This is a genomic window from Streptomyces telluris, from assembly GCF_024519335.1.
Classification (GTDB): Bacteria; Actinomycetota; Actinomycetes; order Streptomycetales; family Streptomycetaceae; genus Streptomyces; species Streptomyces telluris.
Genome location: NZ_JANIID010000005.1, coordinates 178,464 through 202,574, shown reverse-complemented (window position 1 = coordinate 202,574; position 24,111 = coordinate 178,464). Strand labels below are relative to the sequence as shown.

Sequence of the window (24,111 nt, the reverse complement as noted above, 5' to 3'; positions counted from 1 at the left end):
TCGCCGCAGGGTATTAGCCCTCGTTCAGGGGCCAGGACTGCCGGGCCCCTACGGGGTGCCGACAATGCCCGCGTCGTGGGCCAGGAGGCCGGCTTGGGTGCGGTTGACGCAGCCCAGTTTGTCCAGCATGCGTGAGACGTAGCCCTTGATCGTGGCCTCGGAGAGGAAGAGCCGGGCCGCGATCTGCGCGTTGGACAGGCCCTCGCCGAGGCCGGCCAGGACCTGGACCTCCCGCTCGGTCAGCGCGGCGACCAGGTCACGGGCGCGGTCGCGGGCGGAGAGGATGTCCGTCGACGCGGCAATGAGCCGGCGGGCGGCGGAGGGTGAGAGGACCGTGTGCCCCTGCGCGGTGGTCCTGACGAGTCCGATCAGTTCCTCCGGCGGGGTTGACTTGACCAGGAAGCCGGTCGCGCCGGCCCGCAGTGCACGCAGTACGTACTGATCGGCGTCGAAGGTCGTCAGCACCACGATGTTCGGCGGCTCCGCGAGCTCGTTGATGCGTTCGATCGCGGTCATCCCGTCCATGCCCGGCATGCGCAGGTCCATCAGAACGACGTCCGGGCGGCTGCGCAGGACGGCCTCGATGCCGGCCGCGCCGTCGTGAGCCTCGTCGACGACCTCCAGGTCCTGGGCCGAGTCGAGAATGGTGCGCAGGAAGACGCACACCATGGGCTCGTCGTCGACCACCACGACTCGGGCCACGCTCACACCGCCGATTCCGCGGTCGGGACGTACGCGGGCAGCGTCGCCTCGACGCTGAACCCGCCGTCGGGACGGGGTCCGGCACGCAAGGTGCCGTGTACGAGTTCGATGCGCCGGCGCAGATGCGCGATGCCCAGGCCGGAGCCGGTGTCCGCGAGGACGCTGTTCGCTTCGCCGGTCGGGGGCGTGTTGAGAATGGTGAGTCGCACCCGGGCCTCGTCGTACTCCACTCGCACGGTCACCCGGGCGCCGGGCGCGTGCTTGTGGACGTTGGTCAGCGCCTCGCGCAGGACGCGGTAGGCGGTGCGCCCGACCACCGGTGAGGCGAGCGCCGGGTCGCCGTTCTCGATCAGCTCGGTGGGTGTGCCCACCGCCGTCGACTCGGCGACCAGGTCGGCGAATCCCCCCACGGAGGGCGACCGGTCGCCCTCGGGCGTGGTGCGCAGGATGCCGACCAGGTCTCGCAACTCCTCCAGCGCCTGGCAGCCCGCGGCGCGCAGTTCCTCCGCCGCCTGCCGGGTCCCTTCATCCTGTGCCGTCACCCGCAGGGCGCCGGCCTGCAGCACCATCAGGCTCACCCGGTGCGTGACGACGTCGTGCATCTCCCCGGCGAGCCGGGCGCGTTCCTCGGCGCGGGCCTGTTCGGCGAGCAGGAGCTGTTCCCGCTCGGCCCGGTCGGCGCGTTCGACCAGGGCGAGAACCATCCGGCGGCGCGCGTCGAAGTACAGCGCCAGCAACGGCCCGACGGCGGTGCGCAGCAGCCCGATCGTCATGACGGTGACCGACGGCTCCCAGGGCCGCATGATGACGAGAGTGAAGGCGGCGAGCGCGAGGAACGCGGTGCGGCGGTTCTGCTGGTAAAAGAACGGGCCGTAGGCAGCCACCACGGTCGCGTAGGGGGCCCACACGTTGGTGTCGTGGGCGGGCGTCAGCGTGTCGGCCGGTGAGATCAGCAGCGTCACCGCGATGGTGAACGCGCCGAGCACGCCGACGACGGTGAGCGGGGCGACGCGACGGAAGGCCAGCGAGGCGCAGGCGAGCGCCTGCACGCCCAGCATGAGCCAGGCGAGGGTATCCGGGCGGTCCGGCCACCAACTGGCGCCGATCAGCGTGGTACCGGTGTCAAGCAGCACGAAGCCGGCCGCGATCGCCACGTCCACAGCCAACCGGTGCCGACGGTGCCACGGTTCGTCCATCATGACGCTCACCGTAGGCCATCCGGGGCGCCGCCCCGCCGGTGCCGGGGTTACCCCCTACCTCTGCCTCGGGCGGACCCTACGAAAGTCGCATGCGGCCCGCGACGACCAGCCGTTCGTCTCTCCGGGAACCGACCTCTCGCCCCTGCCGCACGACGGGACCGCTGCCGTGGAATAGGGGTATGAATGCGACAGGCAACCTCACCATGACGGCTCCCCGGCCGGCTCGCTATGCGATCGACACGAACAGCTCGTCCATCACGTTCAAGAGCAGACACCTCTTCGGTCTCGTGAGGGAGATCGAGTCGGTAGGGGGCTGCCATGTCTAGCGCGGTCGTGGTTGATGACCTGCACAAGAGTTACGGCGCGGTGCGGGCCGTGGACGGGGTGAGCTTCACCGTCGAGCACGGGGAGATCTTCGCGCTGCTCGGTCGCAACGGCGCAGGCAAGACCACCACCATGGAGATCCTCGAAGGGTTCCGTACCCAGGACGGCGGACGCGTCGACGTCCTCGGCCTCGACCCGGGCGACCGGTCCACGGCGCGTACCCTGCGCGAGCGGATCGGGCTGGTGCTGCAGGACATCGCGGTCGAGCCCTACCTCACCGTCCGCGAGACCATCGCCCGCAACGCGGGCTACTACCCGGCGCCGCGCGATGTCGACGAGGTGATCGGCCTGGCCGGCCTCGCCGGGCAGGAGAAGAAGAAGGTCCGCACGCTCTCCGGCGGCCGGAAGCGGCGCCTGGACCTGGCACTGGGGATCATCGGGAACCCGAGCTTGCTGTTCCTCGACGAGCCGACGACCGGATTCGATCCGAACGCGCGCCGCGGCGCCTGGCAGCTCGTGAGGAACCTGCGCAACGCGGGCACCACGATCCTTCTCACCACGCATTACATGGAGGAGGCGCAAGAGCTCGCCGACCGTGTGGCCGTGATCTCCGCCGGACGCATCGTCGCCGAGGGCACCCCCACGACCCTCGGGGGGCGCGACACCGCCCGGGCCCGGATCCGCTTCGCGCTGCCGCCCGGCAGCACGGTCGCCGACCTGCCGGTGGTTGCCGAGACGGACGAGGACGGCCTGGTCACCGTGGAGTCCGCAGAGCCGACGGGCACCCTGCACCAGCTCACCGACTGGGCGCTCAGGCGCGGCACCGCGCTCGCCGGGCTGACGGTCGACCGCCCGAGCCTGGAGGACGTCTATCTGCGCCTGACCACCCAGGATCAGAGCGCGCTCGAACACACACCGGAAGGGAACGCTTCATGAGCATCGCCGCTCCCCGCGCCGCAAGCCGACAAGGGCGGCGACCTCCGCGGCGGAGGCGCGGCCAGACGGGCGACGCGGTGCTCCGGCCGACGCCGTGGCCCGCTCTGCTGTGGCATCAGATCCGCTATGAGCAGCTCACGTTCTGGCGCAACCCGCAGAGCGCGTTCTTCACGTTCGTCTTCCCGGTCGTCGTCATCGCGATCTTCGGCGGGCTGTTCGGCGGTATCGGCAAAAGCGAGTTCTACTACGGCCGGTCCGCGCTGCAGTACTACGTTTCGACGATCGCCGCCGTATCCGTCCTGGGCTCCTGCTACAGCCAGTTGGCGATCGTGCTCGCGACACGGCGCCGGAATGGGATCCTGAAACGGGTGCGGGCGACACCGCTGCCCGCGTCCGCGTACTTCGTAGGACTCCTGGCGCACTGCGTCGTCGTGAGCGTCGTCGACGTCCTGCTGATCACCATGGCCGGCCGGCTCTACGGGGTCTCGCTGCCCGCCTCCTCGCAGCTGCCCACGCTGGCCCTGACGCTTGTGCTCGGCGCCGCCGCCTTCTGCGCTCTCGGGGTCGCGGTGGCGTCGCTGATCCGCAACGCGGAAGCCGCGCCGTCGGTCGTGCAGTTCGTCCTGTTCCCTCTGGTGTTCATCTCGGGCACCTACATGCCGATCCACTCCGGCCTGCTGAACGGCATCGCCGACGCGCTGCCGGTGAAACCGTTCAACGACGCCCTGCTCCGCGCGTTCACCACCGACCACACCGGCCTCCCCTGGCGGGACCTCGGGGTCCTGCTCCTGTGGGGCGCGGCCGGCGCGGTGGTGGCGGTGCGCCGGTTCCGCTGGGACCCGCGCGCGGAGTGACCGGTCTCTCCTCCCGGGGGACCGGCCGGTCGATCCGGTCTCAGGACCGGCCGTCCCTTCGGCACGGTCATCACCAGGACATGAGCCCCCCGGCCGGCCGTAGCCATCCAGGAGTTCATCTCGGTCCGCCTACCCGGCCGAGGAAGAGTGGACGGCCGTTCAGAGGTGCGCGAGCAGGAAGTCCCTGAGCTCGGCGTCGGTCATCGGCCCCGCGCTGTGCGCCGCCACCGCACCTTCCCTGAGCAGGACGACGGACGGGGCCCCGGTGACGCCGTACCGCTTGGTCGCCTTCGGGCAGCGGGTGATGTCGATCTTCATGACCATCAGGCGGTTCGCATACTCCTCGGCGATCCGACCCACGACGAGGTCCATTGCCCGGCACGCCTCGATCGCCTTCGGCCACGTCCCCGAGAAGTAGGCGAGGACCGGGCCATCGCTCATCCTGAGGACGAAGTCGACCTCCTCGTCCTCCAGTGGCTGATGAACGCGCCTGGGCATCGGAGCTCCTGATCTCGTGATCGACGTATCGGGGCACCATCATCGCCTGTGACAGACGCGTTCGACGCCGACCGCGGCCGGGTCCCGGTCTTCTCCGCGTCCGGGGCGTAAGCCGGCGAAGGGTCGGCCCCCCCCCCGAAGCAATCGGCGACCTGATCGACGCCTTCGAGAACGGTGACACGTCCCGAGGCGACCTTTCGTCGCCACCTCGGTGCTCCTGCTGGTGGCCGAGGGCAGGATCGGCCTGGACGCACCGTCGGCCTGGACGCGCCGGCCGATGACTACCTGCCCGAGTTCGGTCTCGACCGGCGGATCACTGTGCGGATGCTGCTGCAGCACACCAGCGGGGCCTTCAACACACCGGCGAGCTCTACGAGGACGGGACGATCGTGCCGGGGTCCCCTGGCATGGCAAGGAGTGGGTGGACAACCGGTTCAAGACCTACCTGCCCGAAGAGCTGGTGCGGCTGTCCTTGTCCATGCCGGCGCGGTTCGCGCCGGGTACGGGCTGGAGCTACGCGAACACCAACTACGTGCCGGCCCGGCTGGTGGTCGAGAAGGTCACCGGTCGTTCGTTCGCCGAGGAGCTGCAGCGGCTGATCCTGGGACCGCTGGGGATGACCGGCACCGTGGCGCCGGCCGCCTCGCCGGAGAAGTACGGATCCGGCGAGCTGCTGAAGCTGGTGCAGGTACGGACGTTGGCCGCCGCAGGCGTGCCACTGGCGTGCCACTGGCCGAGATCGGGCCCATGCTCGATGCCGACGCCGCCCGGTTCGGCGCCGCGCTCGTCGACGCCGAGCGGCAGCTCACCGAACGCATCGATGAGCTGGTCGCCCGCCGCGGCTCACTGCACCGGCTCGGCGACGGCGACCGGGCCCTGCTGCCCGACCGTGCCTGCGCGGTCCTGGACCGGATGCCCGGCCTCGGCTTCGGCCCCGACTACGTGGCCGCACACCGCGAGGCCCTGGTACTGGCCCGGGCGCTCGTTCCGGAGGGCTTCGACGGCTTCCTGGCCCAGATCGAACGCGGGCTGGACGACCCCGAGTGCATCGACCTGATCAAGCGCGGCTGGGAGGCCGAGACCTGGTAACCGGACGACCCGAGGATCGAAGAACTCGCGACCGCCATGGCCGACTGACCGCGCTCACCGAGGCCAAGCTCCACTCCGCGGGCGTACCCATGCCGCACCGGTGACGGAGTCCTCATGCCCGCTCTGCACACGAATCGGGGGCGGTCTCGGTTCTCAGGTACCCCCTCGCCTCCCCCGCGCGGGCGAGGCGGCCAGGACCACCGGAGGACGCTAGACGCGAGCCACGGGGTGAGCATGGCTGTACCCGAACTCCCGGGTGAAAGGAAGACCGCGATGAGCCACAACCCTCCCCACCTCGACGTGCCGCGCCGCATCAAGTGGGTGGCGTACGCCATCCCCCTGTGCGCTCTCCCCTCGGGGCTGTGGCGCATCGCGCTCGTCACCGGCTGGCCCGACTGGTACGCCGGGCACGACTGGCTGCCGGGCGAACGGCCGTACGTCCTCTCGCTCTCGCTGATCGCCGAGTGCCTGGCCCTGCTCACCCTGGGACTCGTCCAGCCCTGGGGCGAACGGCTGCCAGCCTGGGTTCCCTTCGCCGGCGGCCGCGTGCTGTCAGTCCGCGCGGTCGTCGTCCCGGCCTCCATCGGCGCCTTGCTGACTACCGCCCTGGCCGCGTACGTCACCCTGAACTACCTGTTCCATTTCGTTCCCCCGCTGAACGACACCGGCGAGGCCTTCCCCACCAGCGGCCCGGGGGCATGGGCCTTGTGGGCCTGCTACGCCCCGATCCTCGCCTGGGGACCGCTGCTTGCGGTGGCAACGCGGGCCTACCACCTGCGCCGGGCCCGTGGCGGGGTTCCGGCTTTCGGGTGAGACCGGATCCGGCCGCTTGCCCCTAGCCCCTCGACGCAGCCGAGCCCAGTGGTAGGGCCTGTCAGCAACTCTGGGGCCGGCCCCGAGACTCCCTCCTCCAAGTTTTCCTCCGGCTGCGCCTTTGCCGACCCGCACGGCCAGCCGTCTGGTGGGGCTGGACGGCGAACGTGCACTGCACGAAAGCGCCGCTCAGGCCCCCGGCGCCGCCCCCGCCCCCGCCACCGCCACCGCCCGGGCCCGGTACCCCCCAGCCGCTCAGGTCCCGCCGCCGCCTCTGCCGCCGCCTCCGAACCCGCCGGATCCGGCACCCCAGACGTAGGCCGTAATCTCACGGCCCCTGGAGGGCACCCGGTAGCTATGGGGCTCTCACGTGTGTACAAGGCCGTGGTCTTAGCTGCAGCGCCGACGGTGGGTGCGACCAGCAGCGGTGCCGCGACGGCGCATGCAGCGAGTGCGACGACGACGGCCGTGGCGCGCAACCGGGAACGTGCTTCGCGTCGGTCGGACAGCATCAAACGCGCAGCTCCAGATCACATGGCGTCAGAGGCCGTTGTCGTCGCTGTTGTCGGCGCCGTTCAGACCCGAATTGGCCTGGCCCGCAGTGCAGGTCGTGGTGTCCCCGATGAATCCCAGAGCCCCGGCGGGGATTCCGGCACCTGCGGCGAGCACAGCAGCGGTGCGACACCCCGCTATCAGGGGCTGCCACAGCCACGTTGCGACCTGCGACCTGCGACCTAAACGAATGATCATCGGCCTTTGCTGACTCTCTCAAAAAGGGCCCTGGAAGGCCCGGCCGTCGGGCCCGCGCTGCCACACCTCCGCCATCTCAGGATCGAGGCTGACCAGCGCCCGTAGAGGCCGCCTCGTCGATCCTTCGCTGGGGATGCCGGCCGCGCTGTTCGGCTTCACGGAGGCCACGGGCGTACGGGTCGAGGTGGGGCGGGTCACCCTGACCGAGGGACACGCGCTGCAGACGGCCCTCAGTGATGCCAGAGCAGTTGAACCGGATCAGCAGGGGCATGTCCAGTCACCAGCTCGGCCGCCAACTTGGCCAGGCCGAAGGGATAGACCGTCTCATCAGTGGCTGCCAGGTCAGCGATGGACCACCAGCGATACCCGGCATGGTACTTGCGTTCATTCTCTTCCTGGCCAGTCACATCGACCTGGTGGCTCGTGACGCGAAGCTGAAAGAAGACGTCCCGGAAGATCCCTTCAGCCCATCCGACGTCTGCATATCCGGAGGTCTCCGCGACTGCTGATCCCAGGGCCTCCGGCTCCACGGACAGGCCCGTCTCTTCGCGAAGCTCGCGGGCTGCCGCCTCTGCCAGGGTCTCCCCGTCCTCAACACCACCGCCGGGCGTGCACCATCCGTGACCGCTCTCCGGAACATCCGGGTCGACATGGAACCTCAGCAGGAGCAGGCGCTCCAGCTCATCGATCAACAGAACACGAGCGGAGTCGCGGCGATAACTTCCCTGATCAGACATGGCCGGCAGCGTAATCGGGGCGGCGCCGGAAGACCTTTGAGTTTCGCACCATTGGCAGTGCTCTTCCTTAGCCCGGAAAGCCGAGCTGCAGCAGCGCGGCGTGTGCACCTGCCAAGCGTCTCTGCCGCAGCCGCCGACCGCCGCCACCACGCCCCGCACCGCCGAAACCGCACTTCAGGCACGACAACAGCTCGTTGAGGAAGGTGATCAGAGGCCTGAGGAAAGCCTTCGCGGCAAAGAACCAGTCCGGCTCAGCCCCGCATCCACGCGCGCACGCGAGCTCGACAGAGTGGTGGGCTACAACATGGCTCCCGACGTCATCGACTGGAGCAGGGCTGCACCCGGTGCCTAAGCGCCCTCAAGGATGAGGACTTCCGCCGCGGGTGGGCCGACCAGAACCTGTATCGGCACACGCATGGCAGCAAACACTTCCACCACCCGATCGTCGGCCCGCTCGCCCTCGATTACGAGTCCCTCACCATGCCCGCCGACCTTGACCAGCGGCTGAGTGTCTACCTCGCCGAGGCGGGCTCCGGCTCCGGCTCCGGATCCGGCTCCGAAGAGACGCTTCGGCTACTTGTCGCGTGGACACGGCAGCCCGAGACCTCGCACGGGCAGCAGCCCGCAGATCATGAGACGCCCGCGGGTCCGTGAGGAGCGGCCGGGCATAGTGGCTGCGGCCCATGAGCCGGGATGGGCGTTCCATCGCAAGCCCAGGCCGGCGAGAGCTGCCGCACCGGATCAGCCTTTCAGGCTGTAGAAGTGGATGGGTGTGTTCGGCTTGAATCCGATGCGCGGGTACACGGGGGCTCCGGCGGCGGTGGCGTGCAGCGTGGCGCGGGTGAGCCCGGTGGCCCGCGCGCCTTCGTACAACGCTTTGCGGGTGACCGCTTCGCCGTAGCCGTTGCGCTGCCACTGCGGGTCCGTGGCGACGAATGCGACGAACAGGCGGCCTTGCGCTTCGAGCGTGGCCGCGCAGGCCACTGGTTCCTCGCCTCGCATGGCCAGGTAGGCGTGCAGCTCGTTCTTCCAGAGCTCGGATCCGACCAGGCCGTCGCGGCCCTCCTCCAGGGGGAACCCGTACGCGCGTGATTGGAGGTCGGCGTAGGCCTGCAACTGCTCATCGGTGCGTACGCGGGTGAACGTCAGGTCGGGGTGGGCCGGCTCGGGGATGGGGAGCAGGTCACCGGCCATGCCCGTGCCGGGGAAGGCGTACTGGAGGCCGGCCTGCTCGGCCGTCGTCTCCAGCGCGGAGCGGGCCTCGTCGTCGAGGAGGTCTTCGAAGAGCCACAGGAAGCCCGGGTGCTTCTTCGTCCGCATGATGCCCGCTGCCTGGCTCAGACGGTGCCTGACGAGCTCTGCTCCCGCTTCCGCTTCGGTCAAGGTGATGCAGTTGAAGAACCCGAACCCGCTGTCGGCCCAGCGGACGGCGATGCCCGGAAGGTCGCGCACGTCCGCGTCCGCGTCGCGGTCGAGCACCAGGGTCCGCCAGCCCGTGGTGAGCTGCTGTACCGATTCGATGGACTCTGCGGAAACGGTCACGGTGCCTCCATGACGTGTGGTGTTGGGAGAGGTTCCTGAGCAGGTGGTGACTGTCTTTGGTGCCTCTGCGGCAGTAGGGACTCTGCTGCTTGCGATCTGCGGGCGCGAGGTCATCAGCTGATGTTTTCAGGTTCTTCGGTCCGGCCGTGAGCGTTTGCCGTGCTGGAGCAGGGCACTCCGTAGGCATGGCGTCCGAAGCGCCACCACACGGCGGCCATGGCGAGAGCCACCAGCAAGGCGATGGGGGTGTAGTTGAAGCTCGTGGCGGTGACGGGGCTGGTTTGCGGCAGGAGGAACAGCACGGTGACCGCGGCTGCCCAGAGCACCGCCGCCCAGCCGATCGGCCGGCTCCAGCGGCCCAGGTGCCAGGGCCCGGGAGTGAACCGGTCCGGGTGGCGCAGTCGCAGCAGCACCGGGATGGCGTAGGCCGGGGTGAAGCCCACGACGGAAATTGCGGTCACCGCCGAGAAGGCCGTGGCGGAATACAGGGACGGCAGGGCCAGGACGAAGGCGACAGCGACTGCGAGCCAGACGGCGTTGGCCGGAATGGCCGTACGGCGAGTGACCTTCTGCCAGCGCGCCGAGCCGGGCAGGGCGCCGTCCCGGGCGAAGGCGTAGATCATGCGGCTGGCGGACGCGGTGACGGCGTAGCCGCACAGGAACTGCGCCACGATGATCACCAGCATCAACGCCTTCGCCGTCGCCACTCCCAGAGCGTCCAGGAAGATCTGCGCCACCGGCACCCCGGTCTCGCTGCCCAACGTCCCGCCGTAGTCCTGGACGGCGAACAGCAAGGCGGCCAGCAGGACACCGCCGGCGATCCAGGACACCGCCACCGAGCGGACGATGCCGCGCGCCGCGGCCACGGAAGCACCGCTGGTCTCCTCGCTCAGGTGGGCCGAGGTGTCGTAGCCGGCCAAGGCGAAGCACGGCAGCAGCATGCCCAGCAGGATCACGTACACGGGGCTCGACCAGCCGGTGTTGTTGGTGAACTCGGAGAACACGAAGCCGGCCGACTGGTGGTGAGAGGGGAGGAGCGTCAGCGCGCCGACGATGACGACGGCCCCGACCAGGTGCCACCAGGCGCTCAGGGAGGTCAGGACGTTCACCAGCCGGGTGCCGAAGAGATTCAAGACCGCATGCAGCGCGAGGATGACCGCGAAGACGACCAGCAGGGATCCTGGCGTCGGCACGAAGCCGAACTGCAGGTTCGCCCAGGCGGCGGTGAAGGTCGCGATGCCGTAGTCCTGGGCCGCGATCCCGCCGAGCAGCCCCAGAAGGTTGAGCCAGCCGGTGTACCAGCTCCACCGCTCACCACCGAGCTGGCGGGCCATGTAGTACAGGCCGCCGCTGGTGGGGTAGCGGGAGGTGATCTCGGCCAGCGCGGCGGCCAGGCACAGCACCAGCGGCCCCACAGCGAGCCACCCCCACACCACCACTGCGGACCCACCGCTGTTCAGGCCGTAGCCGAAAAGCAGCAGCGTCCCGGACATGATGGAGATGACCGACAGGGAAGCGGAGAAGTTACCGAAGGCGCCCATGCGCCGGTGCAGTTGCTGGGCGTAGCCGAGCTCCTTGAGTACGCGCTCGTCGTCGTCCGGCGGCTCGGACGGCTGCCATCGTGCATGTGCTGATGTACGCATCGAGAACCCTCCGCACAGAGACAGAATGGGATGGGTGGCAGCACGGTGCACTGGGCCGTCAGCGCGGCACGGTGCACTGGGCAGTCGGCGCGGCACGGCGGAGCCCGACCGCGGGGCCAACAGGCACTCACGGCCGTCTCCCCTCGTTCGGCGGTGGCGGCGGTCCGGGCCGCCGTCGGCAGGCTCTGCGGGTCGCCTCGGACTCCTCCCACCGCTGATCGTGCCGTGACGCGGCTGCCACCCATCAGCGGCCGACAGCGTGGGGCACCGTAGCAGTGCATCACGCGCAGGACGATGCAAACCACCTTTATATTGAACGCAGTTGGGGCACGTAACCGACCGTGCCCGCCGTTCGGTTGCCGCGCTGAGCTACTGCACTACCCGCACCCATGCACTGCGGCCACCACGGGACCGCACGTGCACCGACCATGGGGACCGCACACGCGCCGACCATTCCTGGCCGGACCACCACTTCAACCTGCAGGTGCACGGGCTCGCGCACCGCAGCGGCACGCTCACCGACGAGGCGCTCCGCGCCCGGCCCGGAGCGGCAACTGCACGAGGTGGATGCGCCCGAGGTATCCGATTCCGCCAGCGCCCAGGAACTCCTGGACCACGCGGCCGCGCACCAGAACGCGTGAGCGTGCGGCATCAGACGCCCACCACGCCCTGGTGACGCCCTTCACCGCACCGAGTTTCCGTCGATCACCTCACGGTGACACTTGCACGGTCCGCCTCACCCCACGCCTTCCGAGGGCGGGCGCACCGGGCCAACAGCCACCGCGAGCCTGACGTCCCGGGCTGCTTGCCGGGAACTCGGTAGCGACCTTGAGCCGTCCCCGCAAAGGCGATCCGAGAACGACTGACGGCAGTCGAGCCCTGGGCGGTGAACTGACAGCCCGTCACCGAAGGTCGCCCGCGGAGACTGGTACAGCCCGATCGCCGCGGGCCGTCCGCCTTGCCTCGCGACCTCGCCGAGCAGCTCCGCACACCGCCCGTACAGCAGAACCCGTTGCCTCATTTTCGAGCCCCGTGAGAGCATCAAGGTTCAACGATCCGTCTCCTTTTGTTTACGCTTCACCACTCGGATGAAGAGTGCGGGCCGTTGCCACTTCCACGGTTTGAGCAATCCACCACGGTCTGCGAATGGGGGTACCGTTCGATGTACGCAACAGGGCTGGCAGAAGCCCGCATCGAGGATGCGAGCAACATCTTGGTTGCACCTTCGATGTTGCACGATAATGACTTGATCAGGGACTTCTTCGGGTCCACCATCACGCCGGAGGACCTCGCTTCCGGTTCGTTCGATCTCGCTCAGAAGAACGTCTACCTGTGTGGGGATATATCCGGGATCAGCGAGCGCCAACTTCGTTCGGCCACCCGGGTATTCGTCATCCGGGACCTGTCACACGGTTACCACGAGGAGGCCGACAACCCCTGGGCCCTCGTCGACCTCGGCCGGGTTCCCATCCGCGTACACGGCGTCGGCGTGTACTACCGCCGCTTCTTCGGACTCGACGCCGATCACTTCGGGCGGATCCGTGCGGAGCACGCGTTCCAGTCTCTGACGGAGTCCACCAAGCCGGGAACAGCCCATCGCAGCGGAATCTATCTGACGCCCGTCACACGAAACGGCGACGAACTGCACTTCCGTCTGCTCCGGTGCTCCACGAATCTCTCGGGGCCGACCGAGAGCTTCGGCCTGACCGACACGCTCATCGTCGAGGATCTGAACCGCGAGGCCGCCGCCGTCTTCCGGAACCAGGCACCGCTCAATCACGTCCTCGCTCAGACCTACCACAACACCCTTGCCACGGCCGAGCGCAAGCAGTCCAAGGCCAGGATCTCGGCCCATGCCGACAAGACCAAGGACATGCCCGTCAACGGCATCATGGCCTTCTGCACCTTCTACGACCGGCTCGACAAGCTGCAGCCCCTGGCCGAAGATGCTTTCGACTGCGGCGTGAGGGGCGCCAGCGGGCTGACCAAACTCCATTTTCGCCTCAAGGAGCCGGCCGGAGAACGCGACGGGGGTGCGCTCCCGCCGCAGTTCACCCTGACCCTCTATCCCGGCTCCGTGTTTTTCATGCCGCTGTCCACCAACCGCCTGTACACGCACGAAATCCGGCCCTCGGCGCTGGATGCCGAGTTGCTCCCGACCCGCCTGGGATACGTGGTGCGCTGTTCGAGCACCGAAGCCGTTCACAAGAACGGCCACACGTTCCTCAAGGCGGCCGGAAATTTGGTGAGGCTGGAGCCACCCACGCCGGCCGGGATGAACGAGCTGCGCAGGCTGTACGCCGAGGAGAACAGGACCCCGGCCTTCATCGATTACGGCGACGAATTCCTCTTCAGCATGAACACGGGAGACTACCTTGCCCCCCGCGTCTAGGATCTCGGAGGAGATCCTCTCGTACGCTTTGCCAATCGAAGAGAACCCATTCGCGGAGCTGTCCGCGTCGGCTCGCTTCGAAGACCTGGGAAAAGGCCGGCGAGGCGCCGTGCTCGCCAAGATCGACGAGGCGGGTGGTGTGCCTCTCGTACGCACAACCACTCGGTACAGCAGCCCGACGCAGCGTTTTCAGGCGGTGCACGAACGACTGGCGCAACAGATTCAAGAACGTGCTGCCCTGCCGGTCGGCTTCAACAACGCTCTCATCGAGATCTATACGAATGCCTACAGAACGATGGGCAGCCATTCCGACCAGGCCCTCGATCTGGCCGACGAGTCGTTCATCGCCGTCTTCTCCTGCTACCAGCATCCCGAATCGAGCCCGCCGAGGATGCTGATCTTCGAGTCGAAGGGATCCGATGGCGAGAGGTTTGAGATCCCCCTCACCCACAACAGCATCGTCGCGTTTTCCGTCGACGCGAATAGGCACCTCAGGCACAAAATCGTACTGGACATGCCCGGCCGGACGGCTGACAGCCAATGGCTGGGTATAACGTTTCGAACGTCAAAGACCCTCGTTCGCTTTCACGACGGACATGCCTACCTCCCGCAGGGTGCACGCCTCATGTCGGCCGACGATGAGCAGAGCCGCGAGTTTTACCAACAACGGCGCCGCGAGAACAATGAAACGGACTTCATGTACCCCGCACTGACGTACACCATCAGCGAGAGCGATCTGATGCCACCCCTCTGATGTTTGCCGCTCCACGGCCTTCGCGATTCCCAGGTCGATCCCCTGTGCGGGCGCGGCCGAACGGTGCGCGGCCGCCGAGTTGCCGTGGCCTTGCCGCCTGCACGGCCGGGCTGCCCGTACCGGCCGGCGTGACCGCGACCTACGCCCTATACGGCACGGAGTGGACCCTGAGCGCCTGACCGCCTGATCTCCTGACGCTCCGGCCGGCGCAGCGCCCTCAGGCCACGGACGCCACCCCGAAGACGAGCGCCTTTGCTGCACGGTCCCGATGACGGCCGAAGGAGTGTACGTGGACGTATCAGACCATCACGACGCACGTACGTACGTCCGAATCGGCGGCCCCTGGACAGGCGATCCGGTGCGGGAGCATGACGGTGGTCGCCACAAACAGGGCCCCGCACACCGCCGCGCCGGTTGCCTTCGGTGCCACGACGGTCAGGACCGCACCGTCGACCAGGCCGAAGCTGAAGGTGAAGCCCAACAACCCCCGAACCCTCGCTTCTCCGATGTCCGAGTCACACAGCCGGACCACGGGTGCGGATGCCCCGTCAGACGAGAAATCAGACGAGAAAGGTGACAAGTCTGAGGTCGCCTCAGCGGCACTCCCGGCCTCCTCCCCCCTGCCATGCCACGATGACCAGGTGATATCCGGCGGCCCGGCGGCCCGGCGGGAAGATCTTGGTGTCCTCCGGTGTTGCCGCCTCGCACAAGCCTTACGCACCGCCTCACTGACGCACGTGACAGGAGTGGATACCCGCAATGCCCAGCACCCCCTCCCCCAAGGCCACCGCGCAGATCGGCGTCACCGGGCTCGCCGTCATGGGCAGCAACCTCGCCCGCAACTTCGCCCGGCACGGGCACACCGTCGCCCTCCACAACCGCACCTACGCCAAGACCGAGGCGCTCGTCGCCGAACACGGTCACGAGGGGGACTTCGTCCCGGCCGAGTCCGCCGAGGACTTCGTCGCCGCCCTGCAGAAGCCCCGACGGATCGTCATCATGGTCAAGGCCGGAGACCCGACGGACGCCGTCATCGACGAGTTCGCCGCCCTCCTGGAACCCGGCGACGTCATCATCGACGGCGGCAACGCCCACTTCAACGACACACGGCGGCGCGAGGCCGCACTACGCGAGCGCGGCATTCACTTCGTCGGAGCCGGCATCTCCGGCGGCGAGGAGGGCGCCCTCCACGGGCCCGCCATCATGCCCGGCGGCTCGGAGGAGTCCTACAAGTCCCTCGGCCCGCTGCTCGAAAGCATCGCCGCCAAGGCCGAGGACGGCACGCCCTGCTGCACCCACATCGGCCCCGACGGCGCCGGACACTTCGTCAAGATGGTGCACAACGGCATCGAGTACGCCGACATGCAGCTCATCGCCGAGGCGTACGACCTGCTGCGCGACGTCGCGGGCTACGAGCCGGCCCGGATCGCGGAGACCTTCCGCACCTGGAACACCGGCCGCCTCGACTCGTATCTGATCGAGATCACCGCCGAGGTGCTGTCCCACACGGACGCCGCCACCGGCCGCCCGTTCGTGGACGTGGTGGCGGACGAGGCCGAGCAGAAGGGCACCGGCCGCTGGACGGTGCAGACCGCGCTGGACCTCGGGGTCCCCGTCTCGGGCATCGCCGAGGCCGTCTTCGCCCGTTCCCTGTCCGGGCACGGGGACCTGCGCCGGGCCGCGCGCGAACTGCCCGGCCCCGGCCGGGAGTCCCTCTCCCCGGAGGCGGCGGAGGAGTTCGCCGCCCGGGTCGAGGAGGCGCTGTACGCCTCGAAGGTCGTCTCGTACGCCCAGGGCTGGAACATGATCTCCGCGGCGAGCGCCGAGTACGGCTGGGACATCGACCTCGGTGCGGTGGCCGCCATCTGGCGCGGCGGCTGCATCATCCGGGCCGCGTTCCTCGACCGCATCCGCGCCGCGTTCGCCGCCGACCCGCAACTGCCCACCCTGCTTGCCGACAAGGGGTTCGCCGACGAGGTCGGGCGGGCGCAGGACGCCTGGCGCGCGGTCGTCTCCACCGCTGTCGGCCGCGGCGTGCCCACCCCGGGTTTCTCGGCCGCGCTCGCGTACTACGACGCCCTGCGGGCGGAGCGGCTGCCCGCGGCCCTCACCCAGGGGCAGCGCGACTTCTTCGGCGCCCACACCTACCGGCGCACGGACCGCGAGGGGTCGTTCCACACGCTGTGGGGCGGCGATCGCAGCGAGGAGAAGACCGGCTGAGGAACGGGATCCCGGTCGGCCGAGGGCCGGGAATCCGGCGGGCCGAGGAGTGGGAATCCGGTCGGCCGACGGCCGGGAATCCGGCGGGCGGAGGAGCGGGAATCCGGCCGGCCGAAGAGCCGGAAACCGGCCGATCGAAAAGGGCGGATCGGGTCAACTGAAGGGGGTACGCGGCGTGATACCCCCGGATGGCCGTACGTAGGCATGTGTCCGGTCTTGCCGGTTCTGCCCTGACCTGCGTCTTTGCAGGTCAGGGAAGCGTTAGTGCCGACCTTGGCGTAGACCGCGCGAGGGACGTGGGCTTAACTTATGCGCTATGACCTCCCCCCGCAGCACCTACGGCGGCGGCTACTACGCCTCGTCGTCGTTCCCGGACACCCCGATTTACGACAGCCTCGTCGCCGAGCGGGGGACCCCGCAGATCGCCCCGATCCGCGTGTCGTCCCCGTACGACGGCGGTAGCAGCAGCAACCTGCCTGCGCTCCCCGCGCTTCCCGCGCTGCCTTCCGGCCCGTCCGGGGGCCAGGCCCACCAGGCCCCGCAGCCGTCCTACGGCGGTCAGGGCGGGGCTCCGTACGGCTATCCCGCACCCGGCCCGCAGCAGCCTTCGGGGCTGCAGCAGGCGGCCGCGCCGTACATCCCGCAGCAGCAGCCCCCGCGCGCCTACCCGGCCCCGCAGCAGCAGGCGCCGCAGCAGCAGTACCAGCAGCAGCGTCCGGGTGCGGCGCCAGCAGGTCCGGCCGGGTTTGATGCGATGCGTCCGGTTGCGCCCCGTCCGGCGGCCGCGCAGTACGAGGATCCGTACAACCGCCAGTACCCGAATCAGGGGGGTTACTGACCGTTCGAACCGCTGTGACTGCTCTGCCGGGTTCTGCGGGGCGGTCCGGCGACGCGGTCCGGCGGCAGGCGCGGGGGTCCCGCTGCGATGCGCGGAGGTATTCGTTCAACCGCCCGATCAGGGTGGCAAGATGACCGTATGTCCACGCCTGTGCTGACCGCGGTCCATTTCTATCCCGTCAAGTCGCTGGCGGGGTGTGCCGTGCGCGAGGCGGCCGTGGAGCCGTGGGGTCTGTCCGGGGACCGCCGGTGGATGCTGGCCGGCGCCGACGGCATGATGATCACCCAGCGGCAGCAGCCGAGGCTCGCCCTGGCCTCGGCACGGCCGCTCCCCGGTGGCGGCGTCCGGCTCGCCGCGCCCGGGGCGGATCCGCTGGACGTCGCCGTGCCCGGGCCCGTGGACGCGGGCGGCACGGTCACGGTGCAGGTGTTCCGGGACAAGATCGAGGCGGTTCCCGCCGGATCCGCCGCCGATGCGTGGGTCAGTGCGTTCCTGGGGTTCGAGGCCCGGCTCTTCCACATGGACGAGCCGGCGGTCCGCCGCGGCATCGATCCCGGGTTCTCCGTTCCCGGCGAGACCGTGAGCTTCGCCGACGGCTATCCGCTGCTGGTCACCACTCTGGGCTCCCTCGACGCCCTCAACGCGCTCATCGCCGACGGCGACCTGCCCGGTGAGGGCCCGCTGCCCATGGACCGCTTCCGCCCGAACGTGGTGATCGGCGGCACCGAGGCGTGGGCCGAGGACGACTGGCGCCGGGTGCGGATCGGCGAGGTGACGTTCCGGGCGGTCAAGCCCTGCGGCCGGTGCGTCGTCACGACGACCGACCAGCGTACGGCCGGTCGCGGCAAGGAGCCCCTGCGCACGCTCGCCCGGCACCACCGGATCGGCGGCAAGGCCGTGTTCGGCAAGAACCTCATCCCGGAGCACACCGGGATCCTGCGCGTGGGCGACGACGTCGAGATCCTCGACTGACCCCGCACCCCTCCCCTCCTCGCCCCTCCCCCTCTCCCCCGCTTTCCCTCCCCCTCCCTCCTCTTCCGGCTGCCCACTCCCCTCCCTGCCGCCACCCGCTTCCCCGCCGCCCGCCATCCGTCAACGCACGGCCCGGAACGGCATCCGGAGGGGGTGATTTTGCTCTCTCCGCCGTCTTCCTCCGCATGCGATGCCCTGTGTGAGGTATTTACGGACCCGGAAGGGGGTGAGCATGGTGCGCGCTACGGCACTCGCATGGCGATGGCGGCGCAATCCCCTGCGTCGCCGGACCGATGTCCTGGAAGCCTGGGTGGGATTGGCCGCCGTGGTGCTCATGCTGCTCGCGGGCCCGGTCACCGGCTGGGTGACGGGGTCGCTCGCCCACGAGGCCCTGCGGCACACCGTCCGCGAACAGCACCGGCACCGGCACCTGGTGACGGCGACGACCGTGCGGGCCCTGCACGGCAGGCCCGCCGAGACCGACCGCGAAGCCACCGCGAACCGCGACGGACACCATCGGGTGCTCGCCCGGTGGCCCGGCCCGGACGGCGAGGAGCGCTCCGGCGTCGTCTCGGTGCGCCACCGCACGCGCCCCGGGCAGCCGTTCCCGCTGTGGACGGACGACCAGGGACGGCTCTCGGGCCGCCCGTTGGACTACGACACGGCCGCCATCCACGCCGGCTTGGCCGGCGCCGGAGCGGCCACCGGCGCCTGCGGGCTGGTGGAGGCGGTGCGGCGGCTGGTCGTATGGCGTCTCATGCAGCGGCGGTACGCCCACTGGGACCGTGCGTGGGAACGCGCCGGGCAGACGTGGGGCAGGGCGGACGCAGGCAGCTGACCGGTCAACTCCCGGGGCCCACGCGCGCTACGGTGGCTACGGTGACCGGCGCGCTACCGGCCGGCCCCGGGTGAACGCACGCACGAGGTGGGGGCACAGCAGCGCCATGGCAGAGGGCTCCGTCCAGGTGACGCATACCGGCACGTCGCGTTGGCGGCGGCGCACGGGCGAGTACGACTCCCTCGCCTCGGCCCTGGAAGCGGCGGTGGACGGGGACGTGCTGTCCGTCGCCCCCGGCACCTACCGGGAGAACCTGATCGTCACCCGCGCGGTGACGCTGCGCGGCGCGGAGGGCTCGCGCGGCAGCGTGCGCATCGCGCCCGCCGACGGAGTGGCCCTGACCGTACGGGCGTCCGCGGCGCTGCAGGACCTGCACATCGAGGGGAACGACGCGGCATCCCCCGCGCTCGTCGTCGAGGACGGGGCGCCGGAGCTGGCCGGCCTGCGGATCGTCGCGCGCTCGGCGGTGGGCATCGAAGTGCGCGGCGGCTCCCGGCCCACCGTGCGCCACTGCAGCGTCGACAACGCCGGCGGCGTCGGCATCAGCGTGCTGGACGGCTCGGGCGGCGTCTTCGAGGACTGCGAGGTGGTGGCCGCCGGGCAGGCGGGGTTCGCGGTGCACGGCGGCGCGCATCCGCGCCTGGAGCGCTGCCGGGTGCACCACGCCTCGGGCGAGGGGCTGTCGCTCACGGGCGAGGGCAGTTCGCTGGAGGCGATCGGCTGCGAGGTGTACGAGGTGCGCGGGGCCGGGGTGCAGGTGGCCTCCCGGGCGACCGGCCGGCTGACCGACTGCCGCGTGCACCGCACGTCCGGCGACGGGGTGCGGCTGGACACCGACGCCGTGCTCTCGCTCATCGACTGCGACATCCACGATGTTCCGGAGAACGGGGTGGACCTCAGGTCCCGTTCGGTGCTGTCGATGACGCGCACGGCGGTGCGCCGGTTCGGGCGCAACGGCCTGTCCGTGTGGGACCCGGGCACGCGCGTCGACGCCGACCTGTGCGAGATCCACGACAGCAAGGGCGACTATCCGGCGGTGTGGATCAGCGACGGGGCGACGGTCTCCCTCGGCTCCTGCCGGGTGCACGACGTGCCGGACGCCCTGTTCGTCCTGGACCGCGGCTCGCACGTCGACGTGGTCGACAGCGACCTCTCCCAGGTCCGCAACACGGCCGTGTCGGTGAGCGACGGGGCCACGGCCCGGCTCGCGGGCTGCCGGATCCGCGAAGTGGGTACGGGCGCGTGGTTCCGCGACCACGGCAGCGGCGGCTCCATGGCCGGCTGCACCATCGACGCCGCGGCGACCGGCGTCATCGTCACCAAGGGGGCCGACCCCACCGTCGAGCAGTGCACGGTGAGTTCGCCCGTGGAGGCGGGCTTCTACGTCTCGGCCGGGGGCCGGGGCACCTTCCACGAGTGCCGGGTGACGGGCAGCGGCGGCTACGGCTTCCACGTCATCGACGGCTGCCGGTCGACCCTCACGCGCTGCCGCACGGAGCGCTGCGAGCGCGGGGGCTACGAGTTCGCGGAGGCCGGCCCGGTCAGCGAGGGCTGTACGAGCGACGAGGCGGTGAAGTCCGCGGCGGTCGCGGCGGTGCCCTCCGGGGCGGCCGGCGGCGGGAGATCGGTCGTGACGGCCGCCCCGCGGGCGACGGTGCTGCCGGTGGCCGTGCCGGTGCAGCGCTCGGCCGAGGAGGTGCGTCCTGCGGCCGTCCCGGAGGGCGCGCGGGCCTCGGCGACGGTGCTGCGCGAACTGGACGCCCTGGTGGGCCTGGAGAGCGTCAAGAAGGAGGTCCGGGCCCTCACGGACATGATCGAGGTCGGGCGGCGCCGGCAGCTTGCCGGGCTGAAGGCCGCCTCGGTGCGCCGGCACCTGGTCTTCACGGGCTCCCCCGGCACGGGCAAGACGACGGTGGCCCGCCTCTACGGCGAGATCCTCGCCTCGCTCGGGGTGCTGGAGCGCGGCCACCTGGTGGAGGTCTCCCGCGTGGACCTGGTGGGCGAGCACATCGGCTCGACGGCCATCCGCACCCAGGAGGCGTTCGACCGGGCCCGCGGGGGCGTGCTGTTCATCGACGAGGCGTACGCGCTCGCCCCCGAGGACTCGGGGCGCGACTTCGGCCGGGAGGCCATCGACACGCTGGTGAAGCTGATGGAGGACCACCGGGACGAGGTCGTGGTGATCGTCGCCGGCTACACCGACGAGATGGACCGCTTCCTGACGGTCAACCCCGGAGTGGCCTCGCGCTTCTCACGCACCATCACCTTCGACGACTACGCGCCGGAGGAGCTGCTGCGCATCGTGCAGCAGCAGGCGGACGAGCACGAGTACCGGATCGGGTCCGGGGCCTCCGAGGCGCTGCTGCAGTACTTCACAGACATCCCCCGGGGGCCGGCGTTCGGCAACGGCCGCACCGCCCGGCAGACGTTCGAGGCGATGGTCGAGCGGCACGCGGGCCGGGTGGCGCAGCTGGCCGACCCGAGCACCGACGACCTCACCCTCCTCTACGCCGAGGATCTGCCCGCGCTGCCCTGACGGGGTGCCGGTATCCAGGCGGCGAGGCGGGCCAGCAGGGCCGCGCGGGTCCGGGCGAACTCGGGGTCGGACTGGTAGTGGGAGTGGCCGAGGATGGCCGCGGGCAGCGGGTGCTCGGCCGTACGGCCGTAGGCGAGGGGGTCCTTGAGGGGGCCGCGGTCCACGGCGGTGGCGGCGGGGATCTCCCCGGGCAGGCGGACGGGGCCTCCGATGGGGTCCGTGCGCCGCCACAGATTGCACCAGCAGTGGACGTCGTCGTGCAGCGCGGCGAGCTTCACGGGCCCGAAGTAGGCGGGGAACCAGCGTCCGTAGAGCCGCTCCAGGGGCGATCCGTAGGTGAGCAGGGCGACGCGGCCGCGGGTGTCGGCGGGCAGCTGCCAGACGGCGGCCGCGGCGAGGACGCTGCCCTGGGAGTGGCCGGAGATGACGAGCCGGCCGCCGGTGCGCTCGGTCCAGGTCCGCATCCGCCAGGTGAGGTCCGGGACGGCGCGCTCCGCGTAGCAGGGCGGGGCGAAGGGGTGGGCGGCGCGGGGCCAGAAGGTGCCGACGTCCCAGAGGATGCCGACGGTGCGGCGGGCGGCGGGGTCGCGGTAGGCGCGGCGGCCCCAGGCGATCAGCAGGACGAAGCCGAGGCCGACGCACCAGGATCCGAGCGCCTGGGCGGTCTGGGCGACGTCCTCGACGATGCGGGCGGTGCCAGCTGCGGCCCGCCCCGGCACGTCGTGCGTGCTCCAGGCCCCGGCGACCGCGCCGCCGCCGAGGAGGAGCGTGAGCACGGCGACCGTGCCGAGGACCCAGGGGGTGGCGTCGGTGAGGCCGGCGCGGGCCACGGTGCCCGCGATGGCGCGGGTGCGTGCGCGGTCGTGGCCCTCGCCGGGATAGCCGTCGGGGACCGTGCGGCACAGGCGTTCGCGCAGGCGCAGGGTGCGCATCACGAGGACGAGGAGCAGCAGGAACAGGACGGCGAGAAGTGGCGGGATGACGGACGCCTGCCAGGTGAGCAGGGCCGGTGGTCCGCCGATCGGGCCGTCGCCCATGCCGGGGGTGGCCGGGCCGTCGAGCCAGTCGGCGACGCGCTGGGCGACGCCTGCGGTCATGACGCCGCCGAGGGCGCAGGCGAGGGTGGCGACGGCGGGGCCCGCGAGGCCTCCCAGGGGCGTCCGCTCGGCGGGGGCGGCGCGGTGCAGGCGGCGGGCGGCGAGGGCGAGGAGGAGGACGAGGGCGCCCTGGCCGAGGGCGATCAGGCCGAAGACGCGGTCGCCGGGGAGCATGCCGCGGGACTGCCAGCCGGGCCGGTCCCAGGCGGCGTGGACGGCGGCCAGGAGGAGCAGGCCGAGCGCGGTGAAGGGCAGGGCGGTGACGGTGAACCGGTCGAGGGTGTCGTCGGGGGCGCCTTCGCTGCGGCCCCGGCGGCAGACGGCGTGCACGACGAACACGGTGGCGGCGGCCAGGAGGGCGACGAGGGCCCACCCCAGGGCGTCGAGCACAGTGCTGCCGCCGGGTGCGCGGTCGTGGCGCGAGGCGGCCTGGGCCAGGAAGGCGGCGACGGTGAGCAGGGCGGCAGCGGTGTGGGCGGCGCGCAGGCGGGCGACGATGCGCCGCCCGTACCAGAAGCCGGGCAGGCACAGGGCGGGGCGGCCGCCGGCCGTGCGGGTGTCCTCGTCGGATCCGGCGCGGCCGGGGACCTGGGCTTCGTAGGCGCTCCAGGTGCGACGGGAGAGGAGCCAGAGCAGGCCGGTCAGGGCGGTGGGCACGGCGGCGGCGAGGGCGAGCCTGCGGCCGGGCGGGCTCCACCAGCCGTGCCGGTCGGCCGACATGAAGCCGAGCCAGGCCTTGTCCGAGGAGCACGCGCGCGTGCCCGCGCACTGCCACGCCGTCAGGTCGAGGGCCACCTCGCAGGCCGCGGCGGTGAGCAGCACGGTGAGGGTGAGGGCGACGAGCCGTACCAGCAGGCCGTAGGCCCGGACGGTGCGGGGGCGGTCCTCGGAGGTGGGTCGCATCCAGTGGGCGAGGTTGATGACCATGAAGGGCAGCAGCATCAGCCACAGGGCACGGGAGCCGTCGCCGGAGGTGAGGTTGGACCAGACGTAGGCCTCCCGGACCGGTTCGCCGCGGTGGTCGCCGGGGCGGGTCTCCGCGTCGAGGTCGGCGACGCGGCGGTGGATGCCGGCGATGCCGTCCCCCGTGACGCGCTCGGTGCGCGGATCGCCCAGCATGGCCTGCGGTGTGGCGCCGCCGACGCCGTGCACGAGCAACTCCAGTGCGAGACCTGGGGCGTTCTCCGTCGGGCCCTTCGCCGTTGAGGCTTCCTTCTGCGCCTGCCCGGGTGTTTCCGCCACTTGGCTGTGCGCTTCCACCGCTTGCTTGTGCGCTCGTTCCTCCGGTGCCACCGCGTCCCCCGATCCCGGTGTGGTTCTCCTTCCACCAGCATGGTGCCGGTGGGCACTGACAATCGGCCGCGTCCGGCGGGCGAG

20 protein-coding genes and 1 pseudogene are annotated in these 24,111 nt (G+C 70.6%); 13 read left to right on the top strand and 8 right to left on the bottom strand.

What is annotated here, in order from left to right; translation table 11 throughout:
- Nucleotides 1–48: 48 nt before the first annotated feature.
- Together NQU55_RS08445 and NQU55_RS08440 are read right to left on the bottom strand one after the other, a co-directional pair.
- Nucleotides 49–708, bottom strand: a complete 660-nt coding sequence (locus tag NQU55_RS08445; protein ID WP_256790178.1) for a response regulator — start codon at nt 706–708, stop codon at nt 49–51.
- On the bottom strand, nt 705–1,901 hold the full coding sequence (locus NQU55_RS08440; protein WP_168092365.1) for a sensor histidine kinase: 1,197 nt from the start codon (nt 1,899–1,901) through the stop codon (nt 705–707). The genes NQU55_RS08445 and NQU55_RS08440 overlap by 4 nt, the downstream gene beginning before the upstream one ends.
- A 318-nt stretch (nt 1,902–2,219) precedes the next feature.
- On the opposite strand from NQU55_RS08440, the gene NQU55_RS08435 reads away from it, so the two are divergent.
- The gene (locus tag NQU55_RS08435; RefSeq protein WP_168092364.1) at nt 2,220–3,161 is read left to right on the top strand and encodes an ABC transporter ATP-binding protein; all 942 of its coding nucleotides are present in this window, start codon (nt 2,220–2,222) and stop codon (nt 3,159–3,161) included.
- Nucleotides 3,158–4,015, top strand: a complete 858-nt coding sequence (locus NQU55_RS08430; RefSeq protein WP_240976280.1) for an ABC transporter permease — start codon at nt 3,158–3,160, stop codon at nt 4,013–4,015. The genes NQU55_RS08435 and NQU55_RS08430 overlap by 4 nt, the downstream gene beginning before the upstream one ends.
- 159 nt (nt 4,016–4,174) lie before the next feature.
- Here the strand turns inward: NQU55_RS08430 and NQU55_RS08425 are convergent, their stop codons facing one another.
- Nucleotides 4,175–4,513 (bottom strand): thioredoxin family protein, encoded by a 339-nt coding sequence (locus NQU55_RS08425; RefSeq protein ID WP_168092363.1) that lies wholly within the window; start codon nt 4,511–4,513, stop codon nt 4,175–4,177.
- A gap of 277 nt (nt 4,514–4,790) precedes the next feature.
- Between NQU55_RS08425 and NQU55_RS08415 the strand changes: the two are divergent.
- From NQU55_RS08415 to NQU55_RS08405, 3 genes and pseudogenes are all read left to right on the top strand, one after another.
- Nucleotides 4,791–5,108 (top strand): annotated as a pseudogene (locus tag NQU55_RS08415) (serine hydrolase); the annotation flags it as partial.
- A gap of 152 nt (nt 5,109–5,260) precedes the next feature.
- Complete coding sequence (locus NQU55_RS08410) at nt 5,261–5,602, top strand: hypothetical protein (protein ID WP_240977117.1); 342 nt, start codon at nt 5,261–5,263, stop codon at nt 5,600–5,602.
- A 273-nt stretch (nt 5,603–5,875) separates the two neighbouring features.
- Complete coding sequence (locus NQU55_RS08405) at nt 5,876–6,415, top strand: hypothetical protein (RefSeq protein ID WP_168093289.1); 540 nt, start codon at nt 5,876–5,878, stop codon at nt 6,413–6,415.
- Nucleotides 6,416–7,395: 980 nt separating this feature from the next.
- On the opposite strand, the gene NQU55_RS08400 is transcribed toward NQU55_RS08405, so the two are convergent.
- Entirely contained in the window at nt 7,396–7,902 is a 507-nt protein-coding gene (locus NQU55_RS08400; protein WP_168093290.1) for an NUDIX hydrolase, read from the bottom strand.
- A gap of 261 nt (nt 7,903–8,163) precedes the next feature.
- Between NQU55_RS08400 and NQU55_RS08395 the strand changes: the two genes are divergently transcribed.
- A complete protein-coding gene (locus NQU55_RS08395; protein ID WP_256790196.1) occupies nt 8,164–8,556 on the top strand; it encodes an MmyB family transcriptional regulator in 393 nt (130 codons plus the stop codon).
- 87 nt (nt 8,557–8,643) lie between these two features.
- Here NQU55_RS08395 and NQU55_RS08390 read toward each other — a convergent pair whose 3' ends face one another.
- Together NQU55_RS08390 and NQU55_RS08385 are read right to left on the bottom strand one after the other, a co-directional pair.
- Complete coding sequence (locus tag NQU55_RS08390; protein ID WP_256790174.1) at nt 8,644–9,444, bottom strand: GNAT family N-acetyltransferase; 801 nt, start codon at nt 9,442–9,444, stop codon at nt 8,644–8,646.
- 113 nt (nt 9,445–9,557) lie between these two features.
- Nucleotides 9,558–11,087 (bottom strand): amino acid permease, encoded by a 1,530-nt coding sequence (locus tag NQU55_RS08385; RefSeq protein ID WP_168093292.1) that lies wholly within the window; start codon nt 11,085–11,087, stop codon nt 9,558–9,560.
- Between the two features lie 1,162 nt (nt 11,088–12,249).
- Between NQU55_RS08385 and NQU55_RS08380 the strand changes: the two genes are divergently transcribed.
- Both NQU55_RS08380 and NQU55_RS08375 read left to right on the top strand, forming a co-directional pair.
- Complete coding sequence (locus tag NQU55_RS08380) at nt 12,250–13,479, top strand: hypothetical protein (protein ID WP_168093293.1); 1,230 nt, start codon at nt 12,250–12,252, stop codon at nt 13,477–13,479.
- Nucleotides 13,463–14,233, top strand: coding sequence for an alpha-ketoglutarate-dependent dioxygenase AlkB (locus tag NQU55_RS08375; RefSeq protein WP_168093294.1), 771 nt, complete (start codon nt 13,463–13,465; stop codon nt 14,231–14,233). The genes NQU55_RS08380 and NQU55_RS08375 overlap by 17 nt, the downstream gene beginning before the upstream one ends.
- Before the next feature lie 298 nt (nt 14,234–14,531).
- Here the strand turns inward: NQU55_RS08375 and NQU55_RS08370 are convergent, their stop codons facing one another.
- Complete coding sequence (locus NQU55_RS08370) at nt 14,532–14,717, bottom strand: hypothetical protein (RefSeq protein WP_168093295.1); 186 nt, start codon at nt 14,715–14,717, stop codon at nt 14,532–14,534.
- Nucleotides 14,718–14,992: 275 nt separating this feature from the next.
- Here NQU55_RS08370 and gnd point away from each other — a divergent pair, with 275 nt between their 5' ends.
- The 5 genes from gnd to NQU55_RS08345 all read left to right on the top strand — a co-directional run bounded on the left by gnd (nt 14,993) and on the right by NQU55_RS08345 (nt 21,637).
- Nucleotides 14,993–16,453: an NADP-dependent phosphogluconate dehydrogenase gene (gene gnd / locus NQU55_RS08365; RefSeq protein WP_168093296.1), complete on the top strand. Its 1,461-nt coding sequence runs from the start codon at nt 14,993–14,995 to the stop codon at nt 16,451–16,453.
- 316 nt (nt 16,454–16,769) lie between these two features.
- Nucleotides 16,770–17,291 (top strand): DUF6643 family protein, encoded by a 522-nt coding sequence (locus tag NQU55_RS08360; protein ID WP_168093297.1) that lies wholly within the window; start codon nt 16,770–16,772, stop codon nt 17,289–17,291.
- A 138-nt stretch (nt 17,292–17,429) separates the two neighbouring features.
- Nucleotides 17,430–18,263 (top strand): MOSC domain-containing protein, encoded by an 834-nt coding sequence (locus NQU55_RS08355; protein ID WP_168093298.1) that lies wholly within the window; start codon nt 17,430–17,432, stop codon nt 18,261–18,263.
- Between the two features lie 190 nt (nt 18,264–18,453).
- The gene (locus tag NQU55_RS08350; RefSeq protein ID WP_443744695.1) at nt 18,454–19,101 is read left to right on the top strand and encodes an Rv1733c family protein; all 648 of its coding nucleotides are present in this window, start codon (nt 18,454–18,456) and stop codon (nt 19,099–19,101) included.
- A 106-nt stretch (nt 19,102–19,207) separates the two neighbouring features.
- Nucleotides 19,208–21,637, top strand: coding sequence for a right-handed parallel beta-helix repeat-containing protein (locus NQU55_RS08345; RefSeq protein WP_256790168.1), 2,430 nt, complete (start codon nt 19,208–19,210; stop codon nt 21,635–21,637).
- Here the strand turns inward: NQU55_RS08345 and NQU55_RS08340 are convergent.
- On the bottom strand, nt 21,607–23,976 hold the full coding sequence (locus NQU55_RS08340; RefSeq protein ID WP_372504657.1) for a hypothetical protein: 2,370 nt from the start codon (nt 23,974–23,976) through the stop codon (nt 21,607–21,609). The two genes, NQU55_RS08345 and NQU55_RS08340, sit on opposite strands and share 31 nt — an antisense overlap.
- Nucleotides 23,977–24,111 lie beyond the last annotated feature (135 nt).

What these genes read in the sequence shown, in the direction of transcription:
- NQU55_RS08405 (WP_168093289.1), top strand. Translation starts at nt 5,876, where the DNA reads ATGAGCCACAACCCTCCCCACCTCGACGTGCCGCGCCGCATCAAGTGG.
- NQU55_RS08345 (WP_256790168.1), top strand. Translation starts at nt 19,208, where the DNA reads ATGGCAGAGGGCTCCGTCCAGGTGACGCATACCGGCACGTCGCGTTGG.
- NQU55_RS08355 (WP_168093298.1), top strand. Translation starts at nt 17,430, where the DNA reads ATGTCCACGCCTGTGCTGACCGCGGTCCATTTCTATCCCGTCAAGTCG.
- NQU55_RS08380 (WP_168093293.1), top strand. Translation starts at nt 12,250, where the DNA reads ATGTACGCAACAGGGCTGGCAGAAGCCCGCATCGAGGATGCGAGCAAC.
- NQU55_RS08410 (WP_240977117.1), top strand. Translation starts at nt 5,261, where the DNA reads ATGCTCGATGCCGACGCCGCCCGGTTCGGCGCCGCGCTCGTCGACGCC.
- NQU55_RS08350 (WP_443744695.1), top strand. Translation starts at nt 18,454, where the DNA reads ATGCCCTGTGTGAGGTATTTACGGACCCGGAAGGGGGTGAGCATGGTG.
- NQU55_RS08360 (WP_168093297.1), top strand. Translation starts at nt 16,770, where the DNA reads ATGACCTCCCCCCGCAGCACCTACGGCGGCGGCTACTACGCCTCGTCG.
- NQU55_RS08430 (WP_240976280.1), top strand. Translation starts at nt 3,158, where the DNA reads ATGAGCATCGCCGCTCCCCGCGCCGCAAGCCGACAAGGGCGGCGACCT.
- NQU55_RS08440 (WP_168092365.1), bottom strand. Translation starts at nt 1,901, where the DNA reads ATGATGGACGAACCGTGGCACCGTCGGCACCGGTTGGCTGTGGACGTG.
- NQU55_RS08435 (WP_168092364.1), top strand. Translation starts at nt 2,220, where the DNA reads ATGTCTAGCGCGGTCGTGGTTGATGACCTGCACAAGAGTTACGGCGCG.
- NQU55_RS08385 (WP_168093292.1), bottom strand. Translation starts at nt 11,087, where the DNA reads ATGCGTACATCAGCACATGCACGATGGCAGCCGTCCGAGCCGCCGGAC.
- gnd (WP_168093296.1), top strand. Translation starts at nt 14,993, where the DNA reads ATGCCCAGCACCCCCTCCCCCAAGGCCACCGCGCAGATCGGCGTCACC.
- NQU55_RS08400 (WP_168093290.1), bottom strand. Translation starts at nt 7,902, where the DNA reads ATGTCTGATCAGGGAAGTTATCGCCGCGACTCCGCTCGTGTTCTGTTG.
- NQU55_RS08425 (WP_168092363.1), bottom strand. Translation starts at nt 4,513, where the DNA reads ATGCCCAGGCGCGTTCATCAGCCACTGGAGGACGAGGAGGTCGACTTC.